Origin of the sequence: Mesorhizobium sp. M0276, assembly GCF_040321755.1 — a bacterium.
In the GTDB taxonomy this organism is placed as follows: Bacteria; Pseudomonadota; Alphaproteobacteria; order Rhizobiales; family Rhizobiaceae; genus Mesorhizobium.
The window spans coordinates 1-13,063 of record NZ_JAMYSC010000102.1 but is presented as its reverse complement, the minus strand read 5'-3'; the positions used below and the strand labels follow the sequence as shown (position 1 = coordinate 13,063).

Genomic DNA, 13,063 nt, shown 5'->3' with positions numbered 1-13,063 from the left:
CTCAACTCACTATTTCACGATGCCAGATTTTATACGCATCAGGTTGAAGAGTGTCGTTATCTTCGCATCCAGAAACTTATCCCGGGATGCATTTCTTGCTGTAATCCAGCGTGATCGCCGTTTCGGTCGACTGGAGTTCCGCCAGCCTTGCCAGATGCCTGAAATACACCACATGATTGAAAGGGGCATGGGCATACCCGATTCGGATATGGCACCACGCGATGGACACCAAGAGGCAAGACGAGGCTCCTGCGAGGCAGCCGCGGGACCGTGACCGACGTCGTTGGTCGCGCGAAGACCAACCCCGCAACGAGGCCGCTCCATCGTTCGCGCCGGCGCTGGAACCTCTGTCCTTTTCAACGCTCGAGCTGGCGCCAGGGGATCAATTCGCCGCTTGGCAAGCGCAAATGGCGCCGCTTGTCGAGGTCAGGTTGCCGGATGACAAATCGCTGGACGATGGTTTCCCCGCCGACCACACAGCCTGGAATCTCGGTGGCGTGCTGATCGTTCAACAGCGCGCGCCGGCACATAGCTACATGCGTTCCGCCGCGAAGCTCCGATCCAGTTCGATCGATCACTGGTACATCGTCTTGCCGCGTAGTGGCCGGTCATGGACGGAGGTCGATCGCCGCGTTGCGGAAAACCAGCCGGGCAATTTGGAGATCAGGTCGCTTGGCTACCCGTTTCGCGGGAGGGTAACGGACTCGGAAAGCCTCTTTCTCTATCTGCCGCGTGATTTGTTCTCTGATGCGGCGTCAACCCTCGACGCAAAGAACAATACAATTATGTCCGGCAACTTTGCCAACCTCTTTGCCGACTACGTCAACAGCATAGAAGCAAGACTGCGCAGTCTCACGGCTGAAGATCTGCCCCGCATCGTACACGCTACCCGGAGCATGATCATTGCCTGCCTCGCGCCTCCGGCGGAACATGCCGCGGCCGCCGAACAATTGGCGAGTGTCGCGCTGATGGAGCGAGCGCGTCGATATGTCCAAACCAATCTGGATGCGGCTCATCTGGCACCCGATTCAATGTGCCGAGCGCTCGGCGTATCGCGCTCTCGTCTCTATCAATTATTCGAACCGAGCGGTGGTGTTCTCCATTACATACAAAGTCGTCGACTTCTGGCAGCCCATATTGCGCTTAGCGATCCGGCAGACAGCCGACGAATTGTCGATATCGCTGAGGCCTTCGGGTTTAATTCAGCGGCTAATTTCAGCCGAGCATTCAGCAAGGAATTCGGTTACAGCCCCCGCGAAGGTCGCAGTACTGTGGTGTTACCGCGCCCCGCCCACTCTGTTTCGCTTGCTGAACACGAGAAAGCGTCTTCCTTTGAAGGTTGGCTCAAAGCGCTCGGAAGCTGAGTACAAGATTGGCGGTGGTTGAGGGGGGCGGGCAAAACAGGGGAAGGCCACGCCGCCTCATGGACCAGAATATTTCGTGTCGCGTCTACCACGCCATCAATCATATTGCCAATTCGAAACAATTCCCGATTTATTAACCAACTGTGATTTTTGACTATTATCGTCGAAAACCACAGCGGAGCACGCATTGCACCTACGCCGTATGCCGCACTTGTTAAGACTGCGAGTTAAAAGTTTGCCAAGCTTGATAGTTATGTTATTTTTGGACTGGGCGGCGTGGATTCGCGCCGCTTATGGAGGTGGCTCTTGGCTCCAGAGGCATCAGGCGTCGGCAACGGGAGTGACGGGGCTTCCTCAAGCGATGTTCGACGTCCCGGCGAAGCGCTTCTCGCTGACCTTTTGGCCAACACGACCGAACTTTTGTCGTTCTACGACCGCGACTTCTGTCTGACCCACTACGCAACCAAGCTCAGGGGCGTGTACGGAGGCGCGGTGACACCGGGTGCCGCCCTTTGGGAGATCTACCCGAGCTTCCTCGATGCGAGGTATCGCGGCGAATTTCTTCGTGTGTTCCACGGTGGCTCACCCGCAAGCATCGATTTGCCGCGGTCATCGGGCGAAGTGCTGCGGTCCGTTTTTGTTTTCGCCACTGCAAATGGTGTGGGAATCATTGAATCAAGGGGGCGCGATGGGCGCACCATGACGGACGAGCAAGAGCATGTAATTCTGCTCCATCAGGCGACGCACGACATGCTGACCGGACTGCAGAATCGGCGGCGATTCGGCGAGCGGCTTCAGCAAGCGTTAGTGGCCCTCGGTGAACTGAAGCCGAAAGCCGCCCTGCTGCAGATCGACCTTGACGATTTCAAAGCAGTCAACGACACGCTTGGGCATGGAGCAGGCGATACGCTTCTTCAGCTCGCGGCGGGCCGTATCCGCGACGCGCTGCAGGACGGCGAATCCGCGTACCGGTATGCCGGCGATGAGTTCGCTGTCATTCAATTGGGAAAAGAGCAGCCAGCGGAAGCTGAGCGCCTCGCCGGATCGCTGGTCGACGCGTTCAAGAACCCGTTCGTCATCAACGGCATTCCCGTCTTCGTCGGCTCGAGTATCGGAATTGCTTTCGGGCCGGAGCACGGGACCGATGGCGAACAGTTGATGAAAGCCGCTGACATTGCTCTTTACGCGGCTAAGACAGATGGACGCGGCTGCGCTCGAATATTCAACCGTTCGATGCTGCTCTTGCTTGAGCAACGCGAGAATCTGAGACGCAGCCTTCGAACCGCGCTGGAGCGGGGCGAGCTTTATCTGGAGTATCAGCCGCTCATTCGGCCCCCCTCGTCAGTGATCGGTTTCGAAGCGCTGCTGCGGTGGCGGCACCCTGAGGTCGGAATCATTCCACCTAACGTGTTCATACCGATCGCCGAAGCCGACGGTCTGATGGAAGAGATTGGACGATGGGTGCTCGAGGAAGCCTGTCGCCAGGCATTGACGTGGCCTTCCTCGCTGACAGTCGCGGTGAACCTGTCACCAGCCCAGTTCCTTAGCGGTTCCCTGACGGACACCATCGCCCAGATCATCGACGCAGTTGGAATCGAAGCCGACAGACTTGAACTTGAGATAACGGAGACGGTCCTGCTTGAGAAGACGATCGACAATATCGATACGTTGAATACCCTGAACGTCCTGGGAATACGTATTTCGCTCGACGATTTTGGAACATACTACTCATCGCTAAGCTACCTTAAGAACTTTCCCTTCGATACTTTGAAGATCGATCAGTATTTCATTGCGGACCTGGAAACCGACCTCAAAAGCCAAACGATCGTGCGATCGATCATGAACCTGGCGCACGGCCTAGGGATAAGTGTCACTGCCGAGGGGGTCGAGACATCGGCACAGGCACGGTGGCTGATCAACGAAAATTGCGATTGTCTGCAAGGTTATTTCCTGGGGCGGCCTCTCCGAGCCGAGGCGATCGGCGATTTCATCAAGCGGTCCCCGCCGAGGATGGCACGAGCGATGCAGGAATCAAATCGGGCGCTCTAGCGCCTCGAACCCTTTTGCTAACGACGAAGTGGGGATTTGTGGAACGATCGAGGGGAATACCGCGCAATTGTTCAAGTCGGTGCCAGACTGCCTGACCACGGGCGGTGAAGTTTTTCGTCGCGGAGGCCATCCACTCCGCGGGGTTCAATGCTGAAGCAACAAGTGAGAATGCCGATGGGACCTGTTCATCATGACTTGGCTGACGGCGGACCGACCTTTGAACCCATGATCCAGATCGACATGGGAATCAAAGCTTTTGTCTCAGCCTGGAGACACTGCGATTATGTCTCGACATACATGGCCCGGATGATCAGTCAGAACAGGTCTGACTCGGTCCGGCATTCAAATCTTTTTTCCTCCGCCTTCAACGAATTGCTCGAAGTCGCCTTTCGCACGCGCCATGCCGATGGCGAACTGGCATGCAGGGTGTCTCGCCATGGCGCGACAGATAGGATCGAGTTGACATTTCCTTGCTTGCCGGCGGAGCGCCAATTTTACGAAGAAGCCGTGTCGCAACTTGCAGGAATGGAGGCCAGAGAGCGATACCTCAATTCGGTGTCTGGGGATCTCGCGCCGAGCCGCGGGGTCATACTCGTGGAACTGGCTGTCGACTACAACGCGACACTCTGGATCGAGGAGGCCGACGGCGATGCAATCAAGCTTGTCCTGGATCTTCCGCTCGAGGGCTTGCAAAATTGAGCCCATACGACCTTCTCCCGCGCTTTAAGGCGCAATATGACGCGAACAACCAGGAGTTCTCCATATCGGGAGTGGTCCGCCCTCAGGCGATCGATGAGCTTGGGCCCAGCATAGCATTGCTTCGCGATGCGATCGGCCGTGTGCGCGGCGTTCTCTACGTCAATGTCAGGCGCCTGACGCAGATGAACAACGCCGCGTTTCACATCTTTTCGAGGATCATCATCGACGCCTGTCGCGCTCGACCCGATCTCAAATTCGTCGTCATCACGTCAAGCGTCGTCGGATGGACCTCGCGAAAATTCGGTCGCCTGAGCGGAATTGAACCGAACATCACCGTCGAGGAGTATGACACCGAATTCTATCCGGGGCAGGGCTTCCTTGAGGAAGGCGGGTTCGTACCGATCCTGCGTACTCAGACAAAGATGACATGGCGTCACGAGCGCGCGATCTTGCCGCGACACGGGATGAGGCCCGGGATCGTCATGGCCGACATCTGTTGCGGGATCGGCGATTTCGCTGTGCTCGCGCAGAAGGAGTTCCAGCCATTACGCATCGTCGCCCTCGACCACTCCAGATCAAGCCTGAACTATGCTCGACGAGTGATGCGGGAGTTCGACATCCGAGGCATCGAATATACGTATGGCGATGCGTCGGAGATGCTGCTCGACGAAGCGCAGTTCGACTTGGTCACCTGCCGACATTCCCTGCAAATCTTCAATCGACCTGAACTCATCCTCAAGGAGCTCTACCGCATCTGCAAGCCAGGCGGTCGGGTCTATATCACGAACGAAAAGAATTCGCATTGCCTCGGCGAGCCGCGCGGCGAAAGCATTCGCTGGACCTACGACGAAGTGGCGAAGCTGTTCGGGCATTTCGAGATGGACGTCGAGCTCGGGCCCAAGAGTCGGCGATACCTGGTGGAAGCCGGATTCGAAGACATCCTGGTGGAGACCTTCATGGTCACTAACCTAGACGGCGATCCGCAGGACTTCGCCGATGTCATTGCGGCCTGGGCGGATGTCTATGCGGGCGAGATGGCGACCAGACGCGGCGATGGACCCGAGTTCGTCACGCGGTTTCGGCAGGGCTTCGAGGACCACATCTTCGCTGCGCTCCACCCCAAGGGTTATGCGGGTTGGCCGATCTGGGTCGCATCGGGGCGACGGCCGCAATGAAAGCCGCCGATGAGGGAACGCCGCGCTTCGGCTTGCGCTCGTTTCGAGCGAAATTCGTGTTGGTCGTTGGCGGCGCCGTGCTGTTCGACCTCCTTTTGAGCGGTGGCCTGGCGCTTTGGAACGTTCAAAAGCTGTCGCGCGATGCCACATCGGAAGTCGGTGAGGGCCTGACGACCGCAAACCAGGAATACATTCGTTCCTATGCCCAATCGACAGCGCTGAGCGTCGACCTGCTGCTCGATCGAGTTCATGGGGACGTCAAGGCGTTGGCCGGCGTGCTGCAGGCCCAGATCGACGATCCAAGCAGGCAGCAACAGGTCGGAGCCACCCTTTCGCAGCAGGCGCCCGGCTCGGTAAAGGTGGTCTATGATACGCAGGGCGATTGGGCACAGAACCTGCCGGGCGCGCCGTCCGTGGTCAGCGTCTGGGGCTATCTGCTGGGCGCCGACCACAGTCCGCTGCCAAGCGTTCAGCAGGCAATAGAAGACAGCACCGTCCTGGACCTCGTTGCGCCGACGCTCATGGCCAGCGGGTCATCCAAACTGCAGATGTATTATATTGGTCCAAAAGAACGGCCGATATTCAGGACCGTGCCGTATACGGACCAGGCACAGACCTTCGACAAGCTCTATCCGGGCCACAACAAGGCGGAATTCTGGGAGTTCTTCTTTCCGGGTATCTACGGGTCATGGCAGCAATGGGCCAGGGATCCAGCCTCTCGTCCGGTGCCCGACGACATTACCCAGACGGCGCCCTACACCGACGCGATCACGGGAAAGCTGATCGTCAGCTTTTTCCATCCGCTGTGGACGCGTGATCACACCGGTATTGCCGGTACAGCGGGAGCAGACATCACTCTCGACCAACTCGCGGAAGTCGTCGAACGTGTGAAGATCGCTGAAACCGGGTTCGGCTTTCTCACGATGTCGACTGGCAACGTGGTGGCGATCAATCCGTCGGGCCAGGCAATCATCGGCCTGACGTCATCGAGCGATGCGGGCAGCCAAGGCGTCACTGGCCTGGAGAGGTCACTGCGGGGAAGCACGCAGCCGGCTATCGCAGTGCTGCCTCTCGACCAAAACAATGACGGCGTGATTCAGCATATCATGCTCGACGATAAGGGCGAACACGTACCCTACATTGTTGTCCTCAAAAGATTGAAGCCAACCAATCTGTGGAGTTCAGGACCGATCAAGTCCGAAACGATGTCGGTCGGGATCGTCGTTCCCGAACGGGAGATCTATGCGTCCCTGTTCGCCGCGCAGGACAGTATTTCCCGCGCGACCAACCGTGTCCTGCTTTTTCAGATCGCTGCGATCGTCGTTTCGCTTCTGATAGTTTTTGCCGCCGTGCTCGGAATTTCGAAGCGGATCACCGCGGGTCTCAGGTCGCTCGCCAGCGCCGCCCAGCGGCTACAGTCCAAAGATTATTCGGTCCGCGTGAGCATTCCAACGCGCGACGAGGTTGGAGCGGCAGGAATCGCTTTCAACCGGATGGCCGAGCAGATCAGCTTTCACACGGAAAACCTCGAGCAAATCGTCGACGAACGAACTCGGGAACTCGGGGATGCCAATCAGGAGATTTCCGCACTCAACGAAAAGCTGCAGGACGAGAACGTCCGCCTTGGCGCCGAGCTCGCGGTCGCCAGGCAGATACAGATGATGGTCCTGCCGAAACAATTCGAACTCGAAGCGATTCCGGGTCTGGAGATCGCGGCCTACATGCGGCCGGCCGACGAGGTCGGCGGTGACTATTATGACGTCCTGCAGAACGGGTCACGGGTCAAAATCGGCATCGGCGACGTGACCGGTCATGGTCTCGAGAGCGGCGTGCTGATGCTCATGGTCCAATCCGTTGCACGCGCGCTGCAGGAGACTAACGAAAGGGATCCGCACCAGTTTCTGGATCGGCTGAACAGAGCGATCTACAAGAACATCGAGCGGACGAACACCGGCAAGCATCTCTCGCTGGCCTTCCTTGACTTCGAGGATGAGCGGGTAACGCTATCCGGCCAGCATGAGGACGTTCTCGTCGTGCGTGCGGACGGGAACGTCGAACGTATCGACACGATGGATCTGGGTCTGCCGGTTGGCCTGGAGAATGACATCTCGAAGTTCATTGCCACGCGCGACATCGTGTTCGGGAGCGGCGACGTGATCGTGCTGCACACGGACGGAGTGACCGAGGCGGAAGACCAAGACAGAAAATTGTTCGGATTCGAGCGCCTCTGCGAGAGCGCACAAAAGCGTCGCGGCAGCAGCGCCGAGGACATCAAGACCGGCATCATCGACGATCTGATGGCCCATATCGGGATCCAAAAGATCCACGACGACATCACCCTCGTGATCATAAGGCACACATAGCCATGACAACGCTGTTCGGGACCCCTGACGTTGCAACTGGGATGAAGGAGAGCGTCAGTCGCGTGCGGCTGTTCGACGGACCTCTCGACTTGAGTTGGCGTCATTGTGCCACGACCTCGGACTTCATCGCCGATCTTTTCGCGTTGCGCTTCCGGTCGTCCCGCAATGACTACATGGAAGTGCGTCACAGCATTGGATATCTGGTCAACGAACTCATCGAAAACGCCGTCAAGTTTCGCGCACCGGGTGAGATCTTGATCGAGGCGTCGATGGATTCGGAATGCTTCAAGCTCAAGGTGTCGAATGACGTCGATGGTGAAGATGCGTCCGAGTTCCAAAGTCTCCTGGCAGACATCACGGTTGGCGACCCCATGGACCTGCTGATACAGCGAATTGAAGCCAATGCCGCGAACCCGGACGTAAGAGGCTCCGGACTTGGATTGCTGACGTTGATGAGTGACTACGGTGCGCGCCTGGCTTGGATATTCAGCGCCGCCGACGAAAGCGATCGGATTTGCGTGGAGACATATGCCTCCATTCCGATCTCGCAAATTCACAACTAAATGAAACGAAGCCAGGCTATGGAAATCAAGACAGACGACTACCGCGTATGGACTGAAGGAAGTGAAATTTTCTTCGACGGTGCGATGCGGCTTGCCAGTTCCGACGCCGGTGCGCCTATCACGGCGTTGGCGACCAGTGTGCTTGCCTCGAATCCCGCTTCCATTACGCTCAATCTGAAGGACCTTCACTTTCTCAACTCTTCCGGCATCAACCTGCTGGCGAAATTTACCATCGAGGTGCGCAAGCATCCCGATGTTCGACTCGTCGTGCGTGGAACGCCCGACATACCCTGGCAATCGAAATCGTTGCCGAATCTGAAGAAGCTGCATCCTGCTGTGGTGCTTTTGATGGACTAATCAGCTCGCTCGAAATTAGCCGAAACACCGCCTGGTGCCAGACCGCCGCAACGAGCGAGATATGTACGCCAGGACAAGTATGTGGATGCGAAGCTAACGACAATTCGGCCTGATGCGCAGATGCTCGCAATGGCTCGGCGGGGGCTCGGCACAGGCGGCAGGCGTCCAGGTTGGGGAGACGTCGGGCTGCCTGTGCCGATCAGCCGCCGCTGCGCGATCAAAGGTGGCGTCATTGAGTAAGCATGCCAAGGTGAACGGCGGCCGGCTGGAGTTCATTCCGCCGCAGATCCCGACTCGGGTCGAGGAGCCGCCCGAAGATGAGGGATGGCTTCACGAGGTCAATCTTGACGGCTACCGAACGCAGGTCATCATCGATAAAGGCGGCGTGCGTCTTTACAGCAAGAACGGCGGCGACTGGACCACGAAATACTGGCCTATCGCGCTGGCTGTCGAGCTGCCATGCCGGGCTGCCATTATCGACGGCGAGATCATTGTGCCAGGCGAGCAGGGCCCTCCCGATCGCCCTTCGCTCGAAGCCGCGATCTGGAACGAACCGGGCCGGCTGGTGTTCGTCGCGTTCGACATCCTCCATCTCGACGGTCGCAATCTAGACTCCTTGCCGCTGCTGCAGCGCAAGCAGGCGCTGTGGCAACTGGTTGAGCACGGCCCCGGCAAGATCCAGTACAGCGAGCATTTCGAGGGCAGTGCGCTAGCGATTTTCCGCGCCCTCGAAAAGGTGGGGCTTGAAAGCATTATCTCGAAGCGCGCCGACAGCCGCTACCGGAGCGGACTGTCGAATACATGGCTGAAGGCCAGATATTCCGAGGGACCCGATTTCTGAGCTTCGACGACCGCTTCTGTGAAGGGTTACGGATGCCGGCCCTCTACTGAGGTGCCGTGGCTCCGGGGCCGGCGTCCGGAAGCCTCCAGGGAAGGACACCTCAGGATGGCCAGCAATGTCCGCTTTTGATACGCGGTCAAGTCGGCCGTAATGCCCGACATAGGGCGCTTTGCAGTCCGGCAGGTTTTGTGAAGGGTTTCGGGTGCCGTCAGGCGTACGAAAGCCTCCCATGCAGGAACCCACGGGCCGCATGCTGTGCGCTATGGGGATGTGCCAGCGCCTGTCGCGAACGCTCACATTTCGTGCTGCGGGCGTGTCGAGGAAGTAACGTCCGGGCTTGGTCGGGGAGCTTGTTGCGGTGATTCTGACTGGGTTCGCGTGCCTGACGACGGGCGCAACAGCAAAGCGCACATGCGTTTCCGTTGACCTGCGCCGGCGTAGCGCGGTCGTGGGGGCAAGCGGGCCATGCCGGATCATGGAGAGTTCTCCCGGCTCGCTGCGGTCGCGTTGGGCGGTCCGCGCGGCTGCCTCCACCGTTCGAACACCTCGATGACGATGCCGTCCGCCGCAGCACGGGCATGACGGGCGGAAGTCTTCCGGCTCGTGCGGGGTGTCGTCATCGGGAGGTGTGGCAACGCTGAGCAGTTCGCGGGCGAGCGCGAGGCTGGCCTTGCGGGAGCCGCCGGCAAGCAGGCCGTAATGCCGGATGCGATGGAAGCCGAGCGGCAGGACATGGAGCAGGAAGATCCCATGACGGGTGGTGGATAGCGACCTGCGCTCTGGCAGAGTGGGGTTGCTGACCAACAACTCTGTGGAGGCCAATCATGCATATTGTAGCCGATCAATCTGCGGCGCCTGCCGCTATCCGCACCCATCTTGGCGCGATCTTCGTTTCATTGGAACTCAGCAAGTCGACGTGGCTGGTGACGTCGCTATTGCCAGGCGGGGGTGAGCGTATGTCGAAGCATACGGTGCGAGGTGGTGATATTGCGGGACTGCTGGCGCGCTTTGCACAGCTTCGGGAAAAGGCTCAAGTGCGCACCAGCGAGACCTTTCCGATTGTCGTCATCCAAGAGGCCGGCTTGGACGGTTTTTGGATCCACCGTGTCCTGGAGCATGAGGGGATCGAGAGCCATGTTGTTGACCCTGCCTCCATTGCCACCTCGCGCCGGCGACGGCGGGCGAAGACCGATAAGATCGACGGCGAAACGTTGGTGCGCGCACTGGTTGCTTATAAACGCGGCGAGCCACGCGTATGCGCGATGGCGAAGCCACCGACGCCCGAAGCAGAGGATCGGCGCCGGATCTGCCGGGAGCGCAAGGTCCTGGTCAGTGAGCGGACGAGCCACGCCAATCGCATCAAGGGGCTCCTATTTGCGCAAGGGATAACCGGCTATGATCCGCTGCGACGTGACCGGCGCGAGCGGCTTGACGATCTCCGGATGGGTGATGGCCGTGTGCTGGGCAGGCAGCTCAAGGCGCAGCTCATTCGCGAGCTCGATCGCCTCGAGCTGCTGTTCGAGCAGATCAAGTCAGTCGAAGCCGAGCGTGACGCGTTGCTGGCCGCCGATGTCGCTGACACGCCTGTGGCGTTGCTGCTCGACCTCAAAGGCATTGGCCCCGAGAGTGCCGCCATCTTGTATACGGAAGGGCTGTTCCGAAAGTTCGACAACCGAAGGCAGGTTGCAGCCTATGCCGGGCTTGCGCCGACGCCTTGGCGGAGCGGATCAATCGACCGCGAGCAAGGCGTCTCAAAGGCTGGCAATCCCCGGCTCCGGACAACAATGATCGAGCTTGCCTGGCTGTGGCTGCGCTACCAGCCCGAGTCAGCGCTCTCTCGTTGGTTCCGCGAACGAGCAGAGTGTAACGCCGGGCGCGTGCGCAAAACAACGATCGTCGCGCTCGCACGAAAGTTGCTCGTCGCTCTCTGGAAATATGCGACCGCAGGGGTGGTCATCGAGGGCGCCGTCATGAAAACCGCCTAAGGCGATCAACCCTGCATACCTGTCCGGAGGGGCCAATCCGGCGCGATGCCGCCGCCTGGTACGATCATGTGGACATGCGGATGATGCGTCATTGCCGAGCCCCAGGTGTGGAGGACGGCGGTGATGCCGATCCTGGCGCCGAGGTGCCTGCTATCGGCCGTGATCGTCAGCATCGTCTCCGATGCCGCCTTGAACAGCAGATCATAGATCAGCGCCTTGTTGTGGAAGGCGATGTCGTCGACCTCGGCCGGCAGCGTGAAGATGATGTGGAAGTATCCGACCGGGAGCAGATCGGCTTCGCGCTCGGCCAGCCATGTACGCGCGGCCGCGCCCTGGCACTTGGAACAATGCCGGTTAAGGCAGGAATTGTAGGCGATGCGCCGCTCGCCGCAGTCCTCGCAGGCTTCGACATGCCCGCCGAGGGCCGCGGTGCGACATTGTTCGATCGCCGACATGACCTTGAGTTGCTGCAGGCTCAGATGACCTGTATAGACGGCCCGATAGGCCGGCGCGGCGGCACGGAAGATGTCGGCGACCTCGATCGAGGCGCGCACGGATCAGCCGGGCGGCGACTTGCCTTCCATCAGCGCCATCAGCCGGTCGAGCGGCCCGGCGACCGCGTGGATTGTCCGGGTCGAGACCTTGGTGTAGAGCGCGGTCGTATCGAGCTTGCTGTGGCCTAGCAGCACCTGGATGACGCGGATGTCGACATCCTGTTCGAGCAGATGGGTGGCAAAGCTGTGCCGCAGCGTGTGCGGGCTGACGCGCTTGCGGATGCCTGCGACTTCAGCAGACTCCTGGACGGCGCGGTGCAGTTGCCGCGACGAGATCGGATCGGTGCAACTGCGCCCCGGGAACAGCCAGCCATGCGGCAGCATGACCCCGCGCCGCTTGCCTTCGCGCCACCACAGTCGCAGCAGTTCCAGAAGTTGCGGCGAGAGCATGGCGTTGCGGTCCCTGCGTCCCTTACCCTGTTCGACGCGGATCAGCATGCGCGTACTGTCGATATCATCGACCTTCAGGTGCGCGACCTCGGACACACGCAGGCCCGCGCCATAGGCGACGCCGAGCGCAGCCTTGTACTTGATGCCAGGTGCTGCTTCGAGGAGCCGCGCCGCTTCCTCCACGCTCAGCACATCGGGCAGCTTGCGCGGATAGCGCATGATCACCAGCGCACGCGCCAGATCCCGCCGCATCAGTGTCACCATGAACAGGAAGCGCAACGCCGAGACCGCGCCGTTGATCGTCGCGGGGCCGACACCGTTCTCATGCTGGTGCAACTGGAAGCGCCGGATATCCTGGGGCGTCGCAGTGTCGGGAGCGCGCCCAAGGAATGCGGTGAAGCGCCGGACGTGACGCACGTAATCCTGCTGTGTATGCGGTCCCAGACCTCGCATCAGCATGTCTTGCTGCATGCGCTGACGAAGCGGTGATATCGGTGCATTGGTCGGCAGGGTAGCCATGGCGAGTTCCTCTCGTTGAAGGGAACTCCATGGTCTGGTCAGGCAGTTAGGCACTCAAAGCCGAAGATTACCATACTGCATTGCCAACCGCGCCTTCCCGCGAAGCGGGTTCGTGCATGGGGGCCGTGTATGGACGGCTCTCCGTTGGCAAGGGATTTGTGAGCTTTTGCAGTTGCTGGTTGGTGCGGCCATGTATCCGACCTG

Annotated in this window: 11 protein-coding genes and 2 pseudogenes; 10 read left to right on the top strand and 3 right to left on the bottom strand. The window is 59.5% G+C overall.

The features are described 5' to 3' along the window. The 9 genes from NKJ01_RS34970 to NKJ01_RS34930 form a co-directional block, all read left to right on the top strand. The coding region (locus NKJ01_RS34970; RefSeq protein WP_352735040.1) for a hypothetical protein at window positions 1-274 on the top strand (274 nt) is incomplete at its 5' end. Further along, the gene (locus tag NKJ01_RS34965) at window positions 222-1,364 is read left to right on the top strand and encodes a helix-turn-helix domain-containing protein (protein WP_502905952.1); all 1,143 of its coding nucleotides are present in this window, start codon (window positions 222-224) and stop codon (window positions 1,362-1,364) included. The genes NKJ01_RS34970 and NKJ01_RS34965, both read left to right, overlap by 53 nt. A 399-nt stretch (window positions 1,365-1,763) precedes the next feature. Continuing rightward, entirely contained in the window at window positions 1,764-3,413 is a 1,650-nt protein-coding gene (locus NKJ01_RS34960; RefSeq protein ID WP_352735044.1) for a putative bifunctional diguanylate cyclase/phosphodiesterase, read from the top strand. A 174-nt stretch (window positions 3,414-3,587) separates the two neighbouring features. Beyond that, window positions 3,588-4,112, top strand: a complete 525-nt coding sequence (locus NKJ01_RS34955) for a ubiquinone biosynthesis methyltransferase UbiE (RefSeq protein WP_352487089.1) — start codon at window positions 3,588-3,590, stop codon at window positions 4,110-4,112. Further along, a complete protein-coding gene (locus tag NKJ01_RS34950; protein ID WP_352735036.1) occupies window positions 4,109-5,287 on the top strand; it encodes a methyltransferase domain-containing protein in 1,179 nt (392 codons plus the stop codon). The genes NKJ01_RS34955 and NKJ01_RS34950 overlap by 4 nt, the downstream gene beginning before the upstream one ends. Then, on the top strand, window positions 5,284-7,650 hold the full coding sequence (locus NKJ01_RS34945) for a SpoIIE family protein phosphatase (protein WP_352735034.1): 2,367 nt from the start codon (window positions 5,284-5,286) through the stop codon (window positions 7,648-7,650). Before NKJ01_RS34950 ends, NKJ01_RS34945 begins: the two co-directional genes overlap by 4 nt. A gap of 2 nt (window positions 7,651-7,652) precedes the next feature. Next, window positions 7,653-8,213: a slr1658 superfamily regulator gene (locus NKJ01_RS34940; protein ID WP_352735032.1), complete on the top strand. Its 561-nt coding sequence runs from the start codon at window positions 7,653-7,655 to the stop codon at window positions 8,211-8,213. A gap of 18 nt (window positions 8,214-8,231) precedes the next feature. Further along, the gene (locus NKJ01_RS34935; protein WP_352663269.1) at window positions 8,232-8,570 is read left to right on the top strand and encodes a slr1659 superfamily regulator; all 339 of its coding nucleotides are present in this window, start codon (window positions 8,232-8,234) and stop codon (window positions 8,568-8,570) included. 232 nt (window positions 8,571-8,802) lie between these two features. Further along, window positions 8,803-9,411, top strand: coding sequence for an ATP-dependent DNA ligase (locus NKJ01_RS34930; RefSeq protein WP_502905951.1), 609 nt, complete (start codon window positions 8,803-8,805; stop codon window positions 9,409-9,411). Window positions 9,412-9,884: 473 nt separating this feature from the next. On the opposite strand, the pseudogene NKJ01_RS36605 reads toward NKJ01_RS34930, so the two are convergent. Further along, window positions 9,885-10,155: pseudogene (locus NKJ01_RS36605) on the bottom strand (transposase); the annotation flags it as partial. Window positions 10,156-10,235: 80 nt separating this feature from the next. Here NKJ01_RS36605 and NKJ01_RS34920 point away from each other — a divergent pair. Next, window positions 10,236-11,396 carry an IS110 family RNA-guided transposase gene (locus tag NKJ01_RS34920; protein WP_352735029.1) on the top strand — a complete coding sequence of 387 codons (1,161 nt, stop codon included), beginning with the start codon at window positions 10,236-10,238 and terminating at the stop codon, window positions 11,394-11,396. Window positions 11,397-11,431: 35 nt separating this feature from the next. Here the strand turns inward: NKJ01_RS34920 and NKJ01_RS34915 are convergent. Continuing rightward, window positions 11,432-11,950, bottom strand: a pseudogene (locus NKJ01_RS34915) (IS91 family transposase); the annotation flags it as partial. Window positions 11,951-11,953: 3 nt separating this feature from the next. Beyond that, a complete protein-coding gene (locus NKJ01_RS34910) occupies window positions 11,954-12,859 on the bottom strand; it encodes a tyrosine-type recombinase/integrase (RefSeq protein ID WP_352735027.1) in 906 nt (301 codons plus the stop codon). Window positions 12,860-13,063 lie beyond the last annotated feature (204 nt).

What these genes read in the sequence shown, in the direction of transcription:
- NKJ01_RS34910 (WP_352735027.1), bottom strand. Translation starts at nt 12,859, where the DNA reads ATGGCTACCCTGCCGACCAATGCACCGATATCACCGCTTCGTCAGCGC.
- NKJ01_RS34965 (WP_502905952.1), top strand. Translation starts at nt 222, where the DNA reads ATGGACACCAAGAGGCAAGACGAGGCTCCTGCGAGGCAGCCGCGGGAC.
- NKJ01_RS34920 (WP_352735029.1), top strand. Translation starts at nt 10,236, where the DNA reads ATGCATATTGTAGCCGATCAATCTGCGGCGCCTGCCGCTATCCGCACC.
- NKJ01_RS34935 (WP_352663269.1), top strand. Translation starts at nt 8,232, where the DNA reads ATGGAAATCAAGACAGACGACTACCGCGTATGGACTGAAGGAAGTGAA.
- NKJ01_RS34955 (WP_352487089.1), top strand. Translation starts at nt 3,588, where the DNA reads ATGGGACCTGTTCATCATGACTTGGCTGACGGCGGACCGACCTTTGAA.
- NKJ01_RS34945 (WP_352735034.1), top strand. Translation starts at nt 5,284, where the DNA reads ATGAAAGCCGCCGATGAGGGAACGCCGCGCTTCGGCTTGCGCTCGTTT.
- NKJ01_RS34940 (WP_352735032.1), top strand. Translation starts at nt 7,653, where the DNA reads ATGACAACGCTGTTCGGGACCCCTGACGTTGCAACTGGGATGAAGGAG.